General features: G+C 54.3%; 17 protein-coding genes and 3 tRNA genes. All 20 read left to right on the plus strand.

The genetic code is table 11. From position 1 onward, the window contains the following. The first annotated feature begins 244 nt into the window (after positions 1-244). The 20 genes from prmA to I2B62_RS07775 all read left to right on the plus strand — a co-directional run bounded on the left by prmA (position 245) and on the right by I2B62_RS07775 (position 18200). Entirely contained in the window at positions 245-1189 is a 945-nt protein-coding gene (prmA, locus tag I2B62_RS07680) for a 50S ribosomal protein L11 methyltransferase (RefSeq protein ID WP_195268400.1), read from the plus strand. Between the two features lie 14 nt (positions 1190-1203). Beyond that, positions 1204-1941 carry a 16S rRNA (uracil(1498)-N(3))-methyltransferase gene (locus tag I2B62_RS07685; RefSeq protein WP_195268401.1) on the plus strand — a complete coding sequence of 246 codons (738 nt, stop codon included), beginning with the start codon at positions 1204-1206 and terminating at the stop codon, positions 1939-1941. Between the two features lie 24 nt (positions 1942-1965). Beyond that, on the plus strand, positions 1966-3276 hold the full coding sequence (gene mtaB / locus I2B62_RS07690) for a tRNA (N(6)-L-threonylcarbamoyladenosine(37)-C(2))-methylthiotransferase MtaB (RefSeq protein WP_207735965.1): 1311 nt from the start codon (positions 1966-1968) through the stop codon (positions 3274-3276). 14 nt (positions 3277-3290) lie between these two features. Beyond that, on the plus strand, positions 3291-3635 hold the full coding sequence (locus tag I2B62_RS07695; protein ID WP_195268402.1) for a histidine triad nucleotide-binding protein: 345 nt from the start codon (positions 3291-3293) through the stop codon (positions 3633-3635). 169 nt (positions 3636-3804) lie between these two features. After that, complete coding sequence (locus I2B62_RS07700) at positions 3805-4353, plus strand: glutathione peroxidase (protein ID WP_195268403.1); 549 nt, start codon at positions 3805-3807, stop codon at positions 4351-4353. A gap of 257 nt (positions 4354-4610) precedes the next feature. Further along, positions 4611-4793, plus strand: coding sequence for a 30S ribosomal protein S21 (gene rpsU / locus I2B62_RS07705; RefSeq protein WP_013379247.1), 183 nt, complete (start codon positions 4611-4613; stop codon positions 4791-4793). Positions 4794-4806: 13 nt separating this feature from the next. After that, the gene (locus tag I2B62_RS07710) at positions 4807-5250 is read left to right on the plus strand and encodes a GatB/YqeY domain-containing protein (RefSeq protein WP_195268404.1); all 444 of its coding nucleotides are present in this window, start codon (positions 4807-4809) and stop codon (positions 5248-5250) included. Between the two features lie 127 nt (positions 5251-5377). After that, complete coding sequence (locus tag I2B62_RS07715) at positions 5378-7765, plus strand: cation-translocating P-type ATPase (RefSeq protein WP_195268405.1); 2388 nt, start codon at positions 5378-5380, stop codon at positions 7763-7765. A gap of 204 nt (positions 7766-7969) precedes the next feature. After that, a tRNA-Pro gene (locus I2B62_RS07720) sits at positions 7970-8046 on the plus strand. A 24-nt stretch (positions 8047-8070) separates the two neighbouring features. Continuing rightward, positions 8071-8147: transfer RNA gene (locus I2B62_RS07725), tRNA-Ile, on the plus strand. Between the two features lie 21 nt (positions 8148-8168). Continuing rightward, positions 8169-8244, plus strand: a tRNA-Phe gene (locus I2B62_RS07730). A 285-nt stretch (positions 8245-8529) separates the two neighbouring features. Further along, the gene (locus I2B62_RS07735; protein ID WP_195268406.1) at positions 8530-9201 is read left to right on the plus strand and encodes a cobalamin-dependent protein; all 672 of its coding nucleotides are present in this window, start codon (positions 8530-8532) and stop codon (positions 9199-9201) included. After that, a complete protein-coding gene (locus tag I2B62_RS07740; protein ID WP_195268407.1) occupies positions 9201-9902 on the plus strand; it encodes a GntR family transcriptional regulator in 702 nt (233 codons plus the stop codon). Before I2B62_RS07735 ends, I2B62_RS07740 begins: the two co-directional genes overlap by 1 nt. Further along, positions 9902-10588 (plus strand): GntR family transcriptional regulator, encoded by a 687-nt coding sequence (locus tag I2B62_RS07745; RefSeq protein WP_195268408.1) that lies wholly within the window; start codon positions 9902-9904, stop codon positions 10586-10588. The genes I2B62_RS07740 and I2B62_RS07745 overlap by 1 nt, the downstream gene beginning before the upstream one ends. A 118-nt stretch (positions 10589-10706) precedes the next feature. Further along, entirely contained in the window at positions 10707-11714 is a 1008-nt protein-coding gene (locus I2B62_RS07750) for a DMT family transporter (protein WP_195268409.1), read from the plus strand. A gap of 12 nt (positions 11715-11726) precedes the next feature. Further along, positions 11727-12011: a hypothetical protein gene (locus I2B62_RS07755; protein ID WP_195268410.1), complete on the plus strand. Its 285-nt coding sequence runs from the start codon at positions 11727-11729 to the stop codon at positions 12009-12011. 12 nt (positions 12012-12023) lie between these two features. Further along, positions 12024-13433: a trimethylamine methyltransferase family protein gene (locus I2B62_RS07760; protein WP_195268411.1), complete on the plus strand. Its 1410-nt coding sequence runs from the start codon at positions 12024-12026 to the stop codon at positions 13431-13433. Between the two features lie 177 nt (positions 13434-13610). Beyond that, the gene (locus tag I2B62_RS07765; RefSeq protein WP_195268412.1) at positions 13611-14564 is read left to right on the plus strand and encodes an AraC family transcriptional regulator; all 954 of its coding nucleotides are present in this window, start codon (positions 13611-13613) and stop codon (positions 14562-14564) included. 106 nt (positions 14565-14670) lie between these two features. After that, the gene (locus I2B62_RS07770) at positions 14671-16458 is read left to right on the plus strand and encodes an ABC transporter ATP-binding protein (RefSeq protein WP_243259445.1); all 1788 of its coding nucleotides are present in this window, start codon (positions 14671-14673) and stop codon (positions 16456-16458) included. After that, a complete protein-coding gene (locus I2B62_RS07775; RefSeq protein WP_195268413.1) occupies positions 16458-18200 on the plus strand; it encodes an ABC transporter ATP-binding protein in 1743 nt (580 codons plus the stop codon). Before I2B62_RS07770 ends, I2B62_RS07775 begins: the two co-directional genes overlap by 1 nt. Positions 18201-18470: the final 270 nt, after the last annotated feature.

Raw genomic sequence — 18470 nt, forward strand, 5'->3', positions numbered from 1 at the left:
TATAAATAGTAACCTTATTATAACATTAATCTGAATACCGTTACAGGTTGAAACGATATTTTACTTACAACCGCCAAAATAGTGCGGGTTTTATTGACGTCCGGGAACGGCCGCCCCGGGGGCATTCTTAAATTTTCACTTCCATTTTAAAGGAAATTCGGTTAAAATAAAATCTTATGGTAGATTCTTTGCGGGAAGCATATTATAATAATTCTTAGATAAATAAGGACTTGGGAGGTAATACATGACTTGGTTAGAAGTTCAAATCACGACGACGCTGGAAGCAGAGGAAGCAATCGTCAATCTGTTTTATGAGGTCGGCGCCAAGGGCGTTGTCATCGAATCCGGCGAAAACCTGATGATGATCCAGGAGGACCCCACCATCAACTACATTGACGAGAGCATCCTGAACATGGACCCGGATGTGTCCATCGTGCGCGGCTACTTCAATGAAAAGCTGGACTGTGACGAGTGTATCCACCAGCTGCTGACCGGTATCAAGCGGCTGCCCGCTTGCGGACTGAACCCCGGCGAGTGCGAGCTGTCCATCACCGAGGTGGAGGAGGATGACTGGGCCAACTCATGGAAAAAATACTACAAGCCCACCCGCGTCGGCAAGAGCATTATCATCAAGCCCACCTGGGAGGAGTACACCCCCGAGGCGGACGAGATCGTCGTCAATATGGACCCGGGCATGGCCTTCGGCACCGGCACCCATGAGACCACCCAGCTCTGCGTGACCAGGCTGGAGGAATACATCCGCCCCGGTGACCTGGCCTTAGACATCGGCTGCGGCACCGGCATTCTCTCCATCATCGCCGGAGAGCTGGGCTGTGCGCGCGTCATCGGCGTGGATTTTGACCCGGTGGCCGTCAAAGTGGCCAGGGAGAACATTGCCCTCAACCATATGGAGGATAAAATCGAAATCCGCGAGGGCAACCTTCTGGACGTCATCGCAGAGGACGAAAAGGCCGAGATCATCGTGGCCAACATTCTGGCCGAGGCCATCATCGAACTGGCCCGGATCATCAAGCCTTGTTTAAAGGAGGGCGGCGTGTTTATCTCCTCCGGCATCATCAACGACCGGCTGGAGGCAGTCCTGAAGACCTTGAACGACGAGGGCTTCGAGGTGCTCAACATCGAGCAGATGGGCGAGTGGAACAGTGTATCCGCCCGGATTAAGGCATAAAGGAGTTTTGCGGAATGCATCGTTTTTTTGTATCTCCCGGACAGATTAAGGACGGACAAATCACCATTGAAGGGGAGGACTTCAAGCATATCACCAAGGTGCTGCGCCTGAGAGACGATGAGACCATCGAGGTGTGCGACGGCCGCGGCACCGACCATATCGCGGTGGTGGAGCAGGTGGGAAGGGACAGCCTGACCGGGCGTATCCTGGAAAGCCGGCCCTCAAGAGGTGAGACAGCCGGCCTGCGCGTCACCCTGTTCCAGGGTGTGCCCAAGGGGCAGAAAATGGAGTCGGTGATCCAGAAATGCGTGGAGGCCGGCGCAGCGTCCATCGTGCCCTTTATTTCGGCGCGCACCGTGGTAAAGCTGGGCGATAAGGAAGAGAAAAAGACCCGCCGCTGGCAGCGGGTGGCCTATGAGGCCGCCAAGCAGTCCAAGCGCGGCATTGTGCCCGACGTGGCGGAGGTGACCACTCTGTCTGCGGTGGCGGACACGCTGGACAATTATGACCTGGTGCTCATCGCCTACGAGGGCGAGGAAAAAAGCAGCCTGAAAAGCGTCATCTCCTCTCTGGAGTTTGACCCTGGGCGCATCGCGGTCATCATCGGTCCCGAGGGCGGCTTTGCCCCCGAGGAGGTCGCCATGATCGAGGAGGCCGGCGGCTACTCCGTCAGCCTCGGACGCCGAATACTGCGCACCGAAACCGCCGGCGTGGTGCTGCTGGCCCAGCTGAACTTTTTTTATGAAGACTAGCGAAGAAGAATGGAGCTGTAAATTTTGAACAATCAAAAAACTGTCGCTTTCCACACCCTCGGCTGTAAGGTGAACGCCTACGACACCGAGGCCATGATGGAAATTTTTGAAAAAGCGGGCTACCGTGTGGCCGCCTTCACGGAGTATGCCGACGTGTATGTGATCAACACCTGCACCGTCACGCACCTGGGCGACCGGAAATCCCGCAACATGATGCGCAAGGCAAGGCGCATGAACCCGGACGCAGTCATCGTGGCGGTGGGCTGCTACGTACAGGTAGCCCCCGGAGAGGTGGCGGCCATCGAGGAGGTCGATCTGATCATCGGCACCAAAAACCGGGCCGATATTGTGGACGATATCGAGGCCTACCGCCGCGATAAAACCCAGAACAGCTTTGTCTCCGACATCATGCGGGAGCACGATTATGAGGATCTGAACATCACCGAGACCAAGGGCAGGACCCGGGCCTTTTTAAAGGTTCAGGAGGGCTGCAGCCAGTTCTGCACCTACTGCATCGTGCCCTTTGCCAGAGGCCCGGTGCGCAGCCGCCCGGTGGCCTCAGTGCTGGAGGAGGTCAAGCGGGTGGCGGCCCGCGGCTACGCCGAGGTGGTGCTTACCGGCATCCACATCGCCTCCTACGGCATCGACCTGGAGGACGGCGTGGACCTGCTGAGTCTGATTCGGGCTGTCAGCAAAATTGAAGGGGTGAAGCGTATCCGACTCGGTTCCCTCGAGCCCCTGCTGCTCACCGAGGAATTTGTGCGCGGGCTGGCAGAGATCAAGGCTTTCTGCCCCCACTTCCACCTGTCGCTGCAGAGCGGCTGCGACACGGTTTTAAGCCGCATGGGGCGCAGGTACACCACCGGCCAGTACGCCCAGATCGTGGCGCGGGTGCGCCGTTACTTCGATTATCCGGCCATCACCACGGATATTATGGTGGGTTTCCCCGGTGAAACAGAGGCGGAATTTGAGACGACCCTGGCCTTTGTAAAGCAGATCGGTTTTTACCAGGTACATGTCTTTAAGTACTCCCGGCGCAGGGGCACCAAGGCCGACCTTTTCCCCGACCAGGTGCCCGAGGACACCAAGACTGAGAGAAGCCACCGCCTGACCCGGATAGCCCGGGCCTGCGAGCAGGACTTCCTCGCGGCCAACGCAGGCAGAACCGTTCCGGTGCTCTTTGAGCGCGCCAAAGAGGAGGGGGTCTACGAGGGCCACACCGACAACTACATTCCAGTGGTTCTTAAAGCAACCGAAAAAATTAATGGTAAAATTATTGAAACTGAGTTATTATATAAGGAGTCAGAGTTCCATATGACGGGGCTCCTGAATTAGAAGGGAGAAAGATTATGTCTGAAGATTGTATCTTTTGTAAAATCATAAACGGCGAAATCCCATCGACAGTTGTTTTTGAAGATGACCAGGTCCTTGCCTTTAGCGACATCGACCCGCAGGCGCCGGTGCATGTCGTGATTATTCCAAAGGAACATTACGAATCCATTTTGTCGGTTCCGGCAGGGGATGATATCATCAGCCACATCCACACAGTGGCCAACCGCCTGGTGCTCAAGCTGGGCATCGCGGACAGCGGTTTCAGACTGGTTAACAACTGCGGCGCTGACGGCGGACAGACCGTGCCGCACCTGCACTACCATCTGCTGGGCGGCAGAAGCATGCAGTGGCCGCCAGGCTGACAGACCGTTGGGAAAGCCCGGACGGCTGCGCTGCGGTCCTGGCGCGGGGTGTGAATAACAGAGATTATTCGGTAGAGCTTGTTTTTTGACAGGCTCTCTTTTTTTATGCCCGGTTTTGGGTATATAGACAGTAATATGAAAATAACCAGATAAAAAGGAGTGATTTTTTATGAAAAATATATATGACTTCAGCGTTGAAAAAATGGACGGCGAAAAGCAGCCGCTCAGCGATTACAGGGGCAAGGTGCTCCTAGTGGTCAATACTGCCAGCAAATGCGGCTTCACCCCGCAGTTTGACGGCCTCGAAGCCCTTTATGAAAAGTATAAGGACCAGGGCCTCATGATCCTGGGCTTCCCCTGCACCCAGTTCGCCAACCAGGACCCGGGCAGCAACGAGGAGATCGAAAGCTTCTGCCGCCTGACCTACGGCGTGTCCTTCCCCATGATGGCAAAGATCGAGGTGAACGGCGACAACGCCGAGCCGCTTTTTGTTTTTCTTAAGGAACAGCAGGGCTTTAAAGGCTTTGACCTGAACACCGAAAAGGGCAAGGCCTTTGATGAACGCCTGTCCAAGGACGACCCGGATTACGCTCAGAAAAGTGATATCAAATGGAACTTTACCAAGTTCCTCATCGACCGCGACGGCAACGTGATGGCCCGTTACGAATCCATGGTAGAGCCCGCAGCCCTGGAAGAGGACATCGAGCGGCTTCTGTAAAAGTAAAGATATGACCTGCAGCCAGAGCCTGTCTCTGGCTTTTTTACTGCCCGCACGGGCGGCCCTCGGTTCGGCCATCTGGATGGCCCGCGAAAGCAGAAAAAAATCTTAAAAATAAAAACATGGGTATAAAAACGTCATAAATCCATACTTTTGGATTGACAATTAAAAAGTTTTTAAATATAATATAAGTTAGCTCATACCATGTCAAAAAAAGTTCCGTAAATAAAGTTATGGATTAGAGGGGGGGGTTAAGAATGTCTGAAGTAAAAATCAAAGAAAATGAAACACTTGAAAGTGCATTACGCAGATTTAAAAGAAAAACTGCAATGGCAGGTGTTATGTCTGAGATTCGCAAAAGAGAACACTATGAAAAACCAAGTGTAAAAAGAAAAAGAAAATCAGAAGCTGCCAGAAAAAGAAAAATGAAAAAAAGATAGGATGTGGCATTAGTTGGCATTAAAGGAACAACTGCTGGCTGACTTAAAGGCTTCCATGAAGGCCAAGGATACGGTGAAGAAATCAACGGTTACGATGATTCGCGCCGCCATCTTACAGGTCGAAAAGGACGATAAGGTTGAGCTGGGCGATGCTGAGATTCAGGAAATCATCGCCAAGCAAATGAAACAGCGTCGGGATGCCTTAGACGAATTTAAAAAAGCCGAACGAGACGATTTAATCGCACAAACAGAAGCAGAGATGCGTGTCATCGAAGCTTACCTTCCTAAACAATTAACTCAAGAAGAGATTGAAGCGATTGTTGACGAAACCATTAAAGAAACCGGAGCTGAAAGTGCAAAGGACATGGGCAAAATTATGGGTGCATTAATGCCGAAGGTCAAAGGACTGGCCGACGGAAAACTGGTTAATCAGATCGTACGGGAAAAACTACAATAATAAAATACCGCTCAGCCTGCGAAAGCAGGTTCAGCGGTTTTTTATTTGCCCCAACGTTTGATAACCTGACTTTCTTTTAAGAAAAAGGTGTTACTATTAACCTATTACAAAACAAGAGAGGTTCGCAATGGAAATGAACGCCTTTAACCCATCGTCAGCTACCGGCCTCACCGAACAGCAGGTAGCTGAGCTTCGAGAAAAGGGTCTCAATAATCAGCAGCCTGAATCCCAGACAAAAACCGTGGGCCAGATCGTAAAGGACAATACGCTGACCCTTTTTAATTTACTCAATATTGTGCTGGCGGTAATGGTTATTGCGGTGGGATCCTACAAAAATGCGCTGTTTATCAATATTGTGGTCATTAATACTGTCATCGGCATTATCCAGGAGGTCAAGGCCAAACGGACCATCGACAAGCTCTCGCTCATTTCCCAGCCCCATGTGCGGGTGCTTCGGGAGGGAAAGGAGAAGGAGATCACCGTGGAGGAGATCGTCCTCGGCGATATCCTGATCCTGAGCTCCGGCAAGCAGATTCCCTCGGATTCCACGGTGCTGAGCGGTGAAATTGAGGTCAATGAGTCCCTGCTCACAGGAGAATCCGACGCCATTGTCAAAAAGGCGGGCGACACCCTGCTGTCCGGCAGCTTTGTGGTGGCCGGACAGGCCTACGTGCAGGTGGATAAGGTGGGCGAGGACAACTACGCCACCAAAATCGCCGCCCAGGCCAAGCAGATGCGCAGGCCCAACTCAGAGATCATGCGGGCTTTAAACCTGATCATGAAGGTGATCGGGATCACCATTGTGCCCATCGGCGTCCTGCTTCTGCTGCGGCAGATCTTCGGGCTGAACCTGGGCGTCAATCACGCCATTGTCACCACCGTAGCGGCTTTGATCGGCATGATCCCCGAGGGGCTGGTGCTTCTGACAAGCGTGGCCCTGGCGGTGGGGGTTATCCGGCTCGGGCATTACAAGACCCTGGTTCAGGAGCTGTACTGCATCGAGACCCTGGCCCGGGTCGATGTGCTCTGCCTGGATAAAACCGGCACCATCACCGAGGGCAGCATGGAGGTCAAATCCATTGATCTGGTCAATAACGCCAAGGATCCGGCCAAGGCCCTGCGCGCCATGGTGAATACCCTGACCGATGACAACTCCACCTTCCAGGCTCTGAAGGACAGCTTTAACGGCGAGGCCCCCAAATGGCGGGCAGTGAAAACCGTGCCCTTTTCCTCGGCCCGCAAGTGGAGCGGTGTCAGCTTTGAGGCGCAGGGAACCTACGTGATTGGCGCGCCGGAGTTTGTCCTGAAAGACGGCTATGACACCTACCGGGATAAGGTCGAGGGCTACGCCGCGGAGGGCAACCGCGTGCTGGTGCTCGTCCATTCCGACAGCCCCTTCACCGGCGACAGCGGCCTGCCCGGGGATGTGCAGGTCATTGCGTTTTTGCTGCTGGGGGATAAAATCCGCAAGGAGGCCAAAAAAACCCTGGAATACTTTGCGGGCCAGGGCGTCGCCATCAAGGTGATCTCGGGCGACAACCCGCTGACCGTGTCCGAGGTGGCCTGCCGGGCAGGATTGATGGATGCTAAGAACTGCGTGGACGCCACCACCCTCGAGACCGATGAGGCCGTGGCGGCGGCAGCCCTCAAATACACGGTTTTCGGCCGCGTAACTCCGGGTCAGAAGCGGGTGCTGGTCAACGCCCTCAAGGCGGCGGGCCATACGGTGGCCATGACCGGCGACGGCGTCAACGATGTGCTGGCCCTGCGCGACGCGGACTGCAGCATCGCCATGGCCGCAGGGAGCGACGCTGCCCGCCAGGTGTCACAGCTGGTGCTGCTGGATTCCAATTTCTCCAGCCTGACCAAGGTGCTCATGGAGGGTCGCCGGGTCATCAACAATATCAGCCGCGCGGCATCGCTGTTCCTGGTCAAAACCATCTACTCCTTCCTGCTGGCCATCATCGTGATCGTGGCCAGCGAGGCCTACCCCTTTGTTCCGATCCAGCTCACCCTGATCAGCACCGTGACCATCGGAGTGCCGGCCTTTTTCCTGGCTCTGGAGCCCAATAAAAACCGGCTCTCCGGCAATTTCCTGGAGACTGTGCTTAGAAAGGCTCTGCCGGGCGCGCTGACCATTGTGGTGAACATCGTGGTGGTCATGATCATTGGCAATATCCTGCAGTTCAGCGTCAGCGAGCTGTCCACCATGGCCTGTCTGCTGACCGGTGTGACCGGGCTCATTATCCTTTACGGGGTCTGCCAGCCCCTCAACGTCCAGCGGACCATCCTGTTCTGGACCATGACAGTCGCCTATGTGGGCGCGGTGCTGTTCTTCCCGACGTTCTTCGCGGTGATCCCCTTTTACCCGACGAACTGGCAGGTTGTGCTGGTACTGCTGCCCATGCTGTTCCTTATTTATCCCATTATGCTGGTGCTCAAGGCCGCCATCAATAAAATTGAGCGATGGCTGGTGGCGCATAAAATACTGGATTTAAAACAGACGTCCCTGTAAATATTCTTCAACCCGTATCGCCATAATACGGGTTGTTTTTTTATTTTAAATTTTTGTTAAAAACGCTTGACGAAAGCTTAAGAATTATGCTAGAATAAGCAAGTCGTCAAGTGAGGCGGCGGCTGTCAGCGCGGTTTAGAAAACAAGTTTTAAAAAGTGCTTGACATTAAGTCTTAAAGATCATATAATGTAAGAGTTCTGTTTCGAGGTGTAGCGCAGTTTGGTAGCGCACATGGTTTGGGACCATGGGGCCGGAGGTTCGAATCCTCTCACCTCGACCATTTTTTTATCTGAACGATTATCAAGGGCCTTTAGCTCAGTTGGTCAGAGCATCCGGCTCATAACCGGCAGGTCCAGGGTTCAAGTCCCTGAGGGCCCACCAGTTTCTTTTTAAAATCAATAAGCCCAGATAGCTCAGTCGGTAGAGCAGAGGACTGAAAATCCTCGTGTCGGTGGTTCGATTCCGCCTCTGGGCACCACTCAGGAATATGTTTTAAGTCAGACAGCAGGTCTGGCGTTTTTTATTTGTTGGGAAAGACAGACCATATAGGCCGCTCAGACGAAAAAGCGAGAGCGTGTAACAGGCATCCGCCAGAAAAGAAGGCCTGTCGGTGGTTCGATTCCGCCTCTGGGCACCACTTAGGAATTTGTATTAAGTCAGACAACAGGTCTGGCATTTTTTATTTTTTGGAAAGTGCCGGAGCGGTGTTCAGAGTTGTATTTTTAAAGCCAATCAGTTATACTAGGCGTAAAGGTGATTTAAAATGAATACAGATATTTCGAGAGAAAAAATAAAAACAAACATCATTAAAAGCGTCACAGACCTGAATGAAAAAAAGACCATCCGCCTGGTAGAAAAAGCCCTCGGCGCAGGCGTGCCCATGAGCGACATCGCGGAGTACCTCCAGAATGGAATGGACAACGTGGGCGAGCTGTTTGAAAAAGAGGAGTACTTCATCGGTGATCTGATCATGGCCGGCATTATTTTTAAAGAGGTCATGAAGCTGGACAAGCGCAGCGCGGCGGATCAGAAGGAGGCCCCCGGCAGCCGGGGAACCATTCTGATCGGGACCATCCACGGCGATCTGCACGATATCGGCAAGGATATTTTCATCGGCCTGGCCTGTGTTAACGGCTTTAACGTCATCGACCTGGGCGTGGACGTGCTGCCTGAGGTTTTTATCGAAAAAATAAAAGAAGCCCGCCCCGAGATCCTGGGCTTCAGCGGCCTGCTGACCACGGCCGCCGCGGAGGTTAAAAAAACACTGAAGATGATTGATGACGCGGGCCTGCGCGACGGGCTCAAGATTATCGTCGGGGGCGGACTCATGCAGAAAGAGCAGGAGAGCGCCGGGGCCTACGCGGACGCCTATGTCAAAAACTCAGGAAGAGGTCTGGAATATTGCCTCGAATGGGCGGAGAATGGTTATAAATAATGGATATACCGATTTATGAAAAAATAGCAAATGATATAAAGGAAAAGATCAGCCTGGAGGTTTTAAAGCCCAACGACCCCATTCCCTCAGAGGCCGCCCTGTGCGAAACTTACAATGTGAGCCGGCTGACCGTGCGAAAGTCTTTGGAAATGCTGGTGCGTGACGGCCTGGTCTATCTGGTTCAGGGAAAGGGACACTTTGTCCGGAAAACAAACGGCAGCGACTACCGCCTGACTTTTAACGAGGTCAGCTTTGAGACCGCAGCGATCGACCAGATCCGCATTGTGGATGTCGATGTGATCGAATCGACAAAGGACCTGGTCTATACCCTGAAGATCCACCCCAACACGCGCGTGCTCAGAATCAGGCGTGTGCTCTATGAAAAGAAACAGCCCATCGGTTATGATATAAAATACATTCCCTACTACCCGGGCTTTCCGCTGATCGAGAAAGAGCTGGAGGCCAGAGACTTTGTCGAGATTCTGGCAGACCGTGTCTCGCCCTACTCGGTTCAGATTGATTTGAAGGTCACGCCGCAGACCGCGGGGCAGGAGACCGCCGGGCAGCTTGGAATGGACGAGGGCGGCGGAATCCTCATGGTTTCTCAGCTCCTGACCGATATTGAGCTTGGGGTGGTGGGCTATTGCGAAACCTTTTATAACGCGAAGCATGTAAAACTCAGTGCAGAATGGAGCAGATAATGGAAACAAAGCTTTATAAGGGCGTACAGAATGATCTCAAGAAGAAGATCGAGCGGGGCGTTTACCCCGAGGGCTATAAGCTGGAAAGCGAGAACAGCCTGTGTGCACAGTACAATGTCAGCAAGGTAACGCTGCGCAAGGCGCTGTCGAACCTTATTGAGGAAAACTATATCGAGTCCAGACCGCGGGTGGGATATTTTGTAAAGGCGGCAGAGCGGGGCGTATACCATTTCAGCTACAGCCTGTCCAATGTGCTCAATACCTACATTTCGGCGGAGGAGATTCTGGACGCGGCCTTCGGCGAGAGAGACGGCGTCAATGTATTTGAGATGACCAGGCGCTACGCCAACGATGACGACGAGTGGATCGCCCTCGAGCAGGTGCGGATCGCCTTCCGGCACACCCTGCCCGGTGAAAAGAATACGGAAAAGACCCGCGCCTATTACCGGACCCACGCCGAGGATATCCTGTCGCTCGCGGAGACGAAGAAAATGACCCTCGAGGTGTCTGTTGACAACGAGGCGGTCTGTGACGCCCTGGAGATTTTTTCGGACGAGGTGCTGCTAAAGGTGTCCGAGCAGTATTATGATGAGTACGGAAAACTGTTTGCCGAGGTGCGGGTGTATGTGCCGTCGGACTTCGCCGAGGTGCGGGCATGCAACAAGAGAAAGGAATCGAATATTTAAGGATTTTCTTTTTTGTTGACAATCTAATATTATCATGATAATATTAGATTAGTTAATTGATATTATCACGATAATATCAAACGGAAAAGGCGCTTTTCAAAATAATAGGAGGAGAAAAATGGACGTTAAGGAAAAATTGTATCAGAAAAATCTTTCCATTGCAAAAAAGGGACTGCTCTGGGGACTCATGGGGGGGCTTCTGTACGGTATCAGCCCGATGTTCCAGACGCTGGGTATGGGCACCGAGCCACTGAGCAGCGGTGCGGTGCTGGGCCTGTGTGCGATCCCGATGATCGTAGGCTGCCTTCAGGACTTTTCATCCGGGGTATGGGTTTTAATCCCGAACCTGAAAAACGGAAAGGGTAAGGAGTATATCCGCTCTGTCAAAACAAAACCCGGCCGTTTTATTCTGCTGGCCTCACTCTTTGGAGGGCTCATCGCCATGGCAGGCTTTACGCTGGGCGTTTACTTTGCCGGCCCGGTATATCCGGTAGCCATCAGCGCGACCTTCCCGGCCATCGGCGCAGTGCTGTCCCGTATCTTTTTAAAGGAAAAGATTTCTCGGCGTGGCTGGTGCGGTATTCTGCTGTGCGTCGCCGGGGCCATTACGGTCAGCTGGGCGCCGCCGTCGGGGGATGCCTACCCGAACTTTTATCTGGGCATCGCCTGTGCGGTCATCGCCTCTGTGGGCTGGTCGCTTGAAGGCATTATCTCCTGCTCCGGAATGGATTTTGTCGATCCTGAAATCGCCCTTGGTATCCGCCAGTTTGCGTCAGGCACCATGTTTTTGTTCGTGCTGCCCTTTGTCGCCAGCGGCTTTAATCTGAAAGCCTTTGGCTTATTGTTTTCCACACTGCCCAGCATGGCCTTTGTGTTTATCGCCATCGCCGGATTTGGCGCAGGGATCGGATATTTTTACTATTACAAGTGTAATAACGTCTGCGGCGCGTCGCGGGGCATGTCGCTCAATATTATCTACACGCTGGTTTCGGCAGTGCTGTCCGTGATTTTCCTCGGGAGCTCAATCACCGCGACCTTTATCATTGGAATCATTGTTCTGCTCTCCGGTGCGATCATGGTCGTCGGCAAGCCGTCAGAGCTGCTTTCATTAAGAGATATCAGTTAGGGGGAAATAGAAATGGCAATTATTATGCCCATGCGCTTTAATATTATCAAGCAGGTTATTGATAGCCCAGAGGGGCTGAATCCACAGCAGGTTTACGAGCGGATCGCACCCATTTACGAGGGTGAGAAGCAGTGTAACGAAAAGGAAATCGACGCTCAGCTCATGTCTCTTAAGGGGACGGGCCTTGTGGAGATTACAAACACAGTGGAACGCCCGGACGGCTTTCTGGAATCGACCTATGTCATCACAGAATACGGCAGGGCGCGCTCGAAAAAATACATTGGTGAATACCTATAAGGAGTTATAAAAATGAGTCACATTCTCGAAAAAAAGGATTTGGAAACAATTTATGAAAAGGTCATTGAGATTTTAGAAAAAATCGGCATCACCTTCGGAACAGAAAAAGCGTTGAAGCTCCTTGAGGAAAACGGCGCGAAGATCGAGGGCGACAAGGCCTATATCCCCCAGACGCTTCTGGAACGCTGTCTGGAAAGCCTTCCGAAATATGATTACGAAAACCAGGGGCCAAAGCGGATCACGGCGACCTCGCCCTTCGGCATGGTGCCCACCATCCTGGATGACGAGACCGGCGCGTACCGGAGCGGCACAGTGGATGACGTTGTGAAAATGTATAAGCTCACCCAGACCTCAGACCTTTACGAGTGCGCGAGCCCCTGTGTCATTGACCCTGTGGACAACGACGCCGATGACCTGTACGTTGGCCAGATCGCCATGCTGCTCCGCTACAGCGACAAATGGCCTTCTGTTGGAATCCGGGCCACGGCGCAGAACTCAAAGGACGGAAACCTGTACCAGAGCGCGCGCAAATCCATCCACCTTATCCGTGAGTTTTATGACGTATGGGACGAGCCTGTCATGGGACAGTCCATCTGCCCGATGTCACCCCTTGCCTACGACTGGGAATGTCTTGACAACTTAACCGCCGCCATCGAGGAAAAGCAGAACATTATCCTCTGCCCCTGCAGCCTGACCGGGCTGACCGGGCCGGCAAGCCTGCTGGGTCTGGTGATCCACGATGTGGCCATCTCACTGGCCGGCATCGTGTACGCGCAGTTGCTCTCACCGGGGATCGACGTCTCCATCTGCTCCTGCTCAGGCGCGACCGACATGCGCAGCATCCAGCCGGCCTACGGGACCGTGGAATGTGTCTATATTGAGGGGATGCTCTATGAGTTCGCCAAATACATGCAGATCGGCTGCACAATCTGCGGCGCCCTGTCCGACTCCGCCAAGGTGGATTACCAGGCCGGAGCAGAGAGCATGCTGACTACGCTGCTGCCCTATTACGCCTCCGAAATCAATGAGGTTTGGTGCTATCCGGGCCTTATGTCCGCCTGGTACTGCGGCAGCTTTGAAAAGCTCATCCTGGACGAGGAAATGATGCGCAATGTCAACCGCGCCCTGAAGGGCGTCAATCTGAAGCTTGATCCCAAGCTGATGAAAAGCCTGACAGATGCCCAGGAAAAGAATACCTTCCTCCAGGGCAAGACCCCGTCCGCCTACAGAAAAGACCACTACCTCACCAAAATCTTCAGCAAATACGGTGTTTCCCAGGACATCAGCCCAGAGAAAACCGATATCCGCCTCAAGGTAAAGCGGGAGATCGAGGACCGTCTGGGCCAGTACCAGACCCCGGAAATCACAGAAGCCCAGAAGAAAATTCTGGCGCCGCATCTTCCCTCGAAGTGTTCCTTCTAATGCTGAATATAAAACCCCGAATGGAGAACCCGTATCACCGTGATACGGGTTCTCTGATTTTTTGAGCCGCTGCCCTCCTGGGGGAGCGGCTTTTTTACAGGCTTGCCATCAAAGTGCCGGGATGCTATAATGTATACAAACAAAGTTAGATGAATATAACTAAAGGCAGGTGAAAGGATGAAGCTAGAGTGCGAAAAACCATACTGTGAATATATCGAGGTTCTCCAGCGGGACGCTGAAAAAACCATCTACCGCATGAACTGCGGCGACGGTGACGGGATCATGGTCTGTTACCCGGTTTTTGACGGGGTGGAGCTTTATTACAATGATTTTCAGGCTTTTCGGTGCAGCGAGCCCGGCAACCGGCCCGGCTCCAATTTCCTGGAGATAAACCACTGCCGCAAGGGCCGTTACGAATGCCAGTTCGGCCGGAACCATTTCGCCTATCTCAGCGAGGGGGACCTGGCCATCACAGGCTGGGATTTTCCCTGCGACGCCTCCCGCTTTCCCCTGGGCTATTACAACGGCATCGAGATTCTCATCGACATCGCCCATGCCCAGCAGCACCTCTCCTGCGTGCTGGAGGGCATCGAGATCGACCTGAACCGGCTGAGGCAGAAGCTCTCGGGAAACGAGGGCTGCTTTGTGCTGCGGGCCACCAAGGAGATCGAGCACATTTTCGATGAGCTCTACCACGTCGACCCGAGGATACAGAAGGGCTATTTCAGGATCAAGGTGTTGGAGCTGCTGCTGTTTCTGAGCATTACGCCCTTTGACAGCAGCGCGGACCGGCGGCAGTACCTGTCCGCCAGGCAGGCCCGGGTGGTCGAGCAGATACACGATGTCCTCACCCAAAAACTGGACCGCAGCATTACCCTTGAGGAGCTGTCAAAACGTTTTGACATTGGCATGACCACCATGAAGAACTGCTTCCGGGCTGTGTACGGCAAACCCATCAACACCTGGCGCAGGGAGTACCGTCTCCATGTGGCCGCCCGGATGCTCAGAGAGACGGATAAGAGCGTCCTGGAAATCGCCAACAGCGTGGGCTATGAGAACCCCAGCAAATTCTCCGACGCTTTCAGAAAACAGCTGGGCGCCCTGCCCCTCGAGTACCGGAAAAATAATTGACCGGATGGAGCATTCCGCCTGCCCGGGGTAGAGACAAAGGCGGGTAAGGGGTAAACTGTTTCTTACAGTTAGCTAAAACTAACTAAAAAAGAGAAACAGAGGTGATATGATGCAACCACAAAAAGAGGCCCGGCGGGGGCTGTTTTCCTACGCGGGAAAATATAAGGCCCTGTCCGTCTGCGCCTGTATTTTATCCGGAATCAGCGCGGTTCTGGTGCTGATGCCCTTTATCTGTATCTGGCAGGTGGTAAGGGAAATCTTTGCGGTGCTGCCCGATGTGGGGCAGGCCCAGAATCTGAGCTACTATGGCTGGATGGCCGTGGGTTTTGCCCTGGCGGGAATCATTGTCTATTTTGCAGCCCTGATGTGCTCGCACCTGGCCGCGTTCAGAACCGCGCGCAACATGCGCAGCGAGGCGCTGCACCACATTGTCCGCCTGCCCCTGGGCTATTTTAACCAGAACAGCAGTGGCAGGCTCCGCCGTATCATTGACGAGAGCGCAGGGCAGACCGAGGGCTTCCTGGCCCACATGCTGCCCGACCTGGCGGGCGCCATTGTCACGCCCTTTGCCATGCTGGCCATTTTGCTCGTTTTTGACTGGCGTCTGGGCCTGGTGAGCCTGGTGCCCATGGTCATCGGCTTCATTATCCTGACGCGGATGATGGGCACCAGCATGAACACGTCCATGCAGCAGTACCAGAACGCCCTTGAGGACATGAACTCAGAGGCGGTGGAGTACGTGCGGGGGATCCCGGTGGTCAAGACCTTCCAGCAGAGCGTCTACTCCTTTAAGAATTTTCACGCCGCCATCAAGCGCTACAGCGCCTGGGCGGTGGACTATACCCTCAAATGCCGTATTCCCATGTGCGGCTTTACCGTATCGGTCAACGGTGTTTTCGCTTTTCTGATCCCGGCAGGCATTCTGCTGATCGCCAGCGCTGTGGATTACAAGACCTTTTTACTGAATTTCATTTTTTACATCCTGTTTACCCCCATCGTGACCGTGATGATGACGCGGATCATGTTCTCCGGGGAAAACGCCCTGATGGCCCGCGATGCGGCAAGGCGTATTGAGACGATACTCCTTGAAAAGCCCCTCGAGGAGCCTGAAACGCCGGTCAAACCAAGAGGAGCCGGCATTGTCTTTGATCAGGTGCGTTTCACCTATTCCGGCAGTGACAGCCCGGCCATCGACGGCGTCAGCTTTGAGATACCCGAAGGGGCTACTGTGGCTCTGGTGGGCCCCTCCGGCGGCGGAAAGACCACTGCGGCCAGCCTGATTCCCCGCTTCTGGGATGTGCAGGAGGGGCGTGTCTGCGTCGGAGGCGTGGACGTGCGCCAGATCGCGACTGCGAACCTCATGGACCAGGTGTCCTTTGTCTTCCAGAACACAAGGCTGCAAAAGGCCAGCCTGCTCGAGAACATCCGCAGTGCCCGGCCCGACGCGCCGGCAGAGGCTGTGCTGGCCGCCGCCCGCGCGGCCCAGTGCGAGGATATTTTTGAAAAGCTGCCCCAGGGCATCGACACCGTTGTGGGCACCAAAGGCGTCTACCTGTCCGGCGGCGAGGCCCAGCGCATCGCTCTGGCGCGCGCGATTCTGAAGGACGCGCCCATCGTGCTCCTGGACGAGGCCACCGCCTTTGCCGATCCCGAGAACGAGTACCAGATCCAGAAAGCCTTTGAGGCGCTGACAAGGGGAAAAACCGTCCTCATGATTGCCCACAGGCTGACCACCGTGCGGCATGCCGACTGCATTCTGGTCATGGAAAATGGCCGGATAACCGAGCAGGGCACCCATGAAGAGCTGCTTGAGCAGGGCGGCACCTACGCTGCCATGTGGAAGGAATACCAGAGCACAGAAGCCTGGAAGATAACCGGAAAGGAGGCGGCCTGATGACCGCATATTTTCAGAAAAAGTTTGCCCTGAGCCAGCAGGGCGCAAGGGATCTTGTCAAGGCGGTATTCGCCTGTACCCTCACCGATGTGGTTCTCATGCTGCCCATCGGCCTTTTATACCTGGTTGCCACAGAGCTGATCTCACCGCTGATCGGGGGGAGCGCTCCGGCGCCCAGCCTGTGGTTTTATATCGGCGGCTCAGTGATCATTCTGGCTTTGATCTTTATCTTTGAGTACATCCAGTACAACAAGACCTTCCTGGCCTCCTACGCCGAGAGCGCGAATATGCGTATCCGCCTGGCCGAGAAGCTGCGCCGCCTGCCCCTGTCCTTTTTTGGCAGGCGTGACCTGTCCGACCTGACCACCACCATCATGGCTGACTGCGCCGCCATGGAAACCGCCTTTTCCCACTACATTCCGGAATTTATCGCGGCGGTGGCCTCGGTTATTCTGGCCGGTATCGGGCTCATTATCATGGACTGGCGCATGGCCATGGCGCTGCTGTGGGTGCTGCCGGCAGTGCTCATCATCATGGCGCTGAGCAGAGCGCGGCAGCACAAGGTGGGCCGTGAGCACAACCGGGTAAAGCTGGACTGTGCCGACAGCATTCAGGAATGTATTGAAACCGTAAGGGAAATCAAGGCCAACAACCAGAGCAGCCGTTACCTGAAACAGCTCGATGACCTGCTGGACAAAAATGAGAAAATCCAGATCAAGGCCGAGCTCAACACAGCCATGTTCGTGGTGACCTCCCAGATGCTGCTGCGCGTGGGCATTGCCACCGTGGTGCTTGCGGGATCCGTGCTGCTGGTCAGCGGCCAGACCGATTTCCTGACCTTTCTGGTGTTTTTGATCGCCGCGACCCGCGTCTTCGACCCATTGTCCGGCGCGCTGGTAAACCTGGCGGCCATTTACGCGACCATGCTGACCGTGGAACGCATGAAGGAGATCGAGGAACAGCCCGTCCAGACGGGCGACGAGCAGGCAGACTACCAGGGCTACGACATTGCCTTTGACCAGGTGGGATTTGCCTATAACAGCGGCGAAACCGTGCTCCAGGACGTCTCCTTCACCGCCTGCCAGGGGCAGGTCACCGCACTGGTGGGGCCCTCCGGGGGCGGTAAGAGCACCGCGGCCAAGCTGGCCGCCCGCTTCTGGGATATCCAGAAAGGGCGGATCACCGTAGGCGGCACAGACATCAGCGCTGTCGAGCCTGAAACGCTGCTGAAAAACTTTTCCATTGTTTTTCAGGACGTGGTGCTTTTTAACAATACCGTGCTCGAAAACATCCGGATCGGCCGGAGAGACGCCACCGACGAGGAAGTACTGGAAGCAGCCCGGGCCGCCCAGTGCGACGCCTTTGTCATGAAGATGCCCGACGGCTACCAGACCAAAATCGGCGAGAACGGCTCCGTCCTGTCCGGCGGGGAGCGCCAGCGCATCTCCATCGCCCGGGCGCTTTTAAAAGACGCGCCGATTATCCTGCTGGACGAAGCCACCGCCTCACTGGACGTCGAAAATGAGTCTCAGATCCAGCGGGCCATCTCCAACCTGGTTAAAAACAAAACTGTACTCATCATCGCCCACCGCATGCGCACCGTGGCCGGAGCCGACAAAGTCGTCGTGCTGGAAAACGGCCGGGTCGCCCAGCAGGGAACGCCCAAAGCCCTCATGGAACAAGGCGGCCTGTACCGCCACATGGTCGAGCGCCAGCAGCAAAGCGAGGACTGGGCCATCTGAATAATTAAAGAAGGAAAAGTCCATTCGCCAAAGAATGGACTTTTTTTAGTCCCCAATCCCTGTACATTTAAGCCGCTTTTGGTATAATGAAGCTGAGTCCAAATTTCCAAAGGAAATTTGGCAGGGCAAGGGAGCGTAAGCGGTTGCCCGGCAACGAAGCGAACGCAGAGGACGAGGAAATTTTCCTGAAAGGAAAAAAGAATTTCCGAGGAGTCTGTGCTCCGAAGAACGAGTCCAAATTTCCAAAGGAAATTTGGCAGGGCAAAGGAG

The organism is Eubacterium sp. 1001713B170207_170306_E7 (assembly GCF_015547515.1).
Taxonomy (GTDB): Bacteria; Bacillota; Clostridia; order Eubacteriales; family Eubacteriaceae; genus Eubacterium.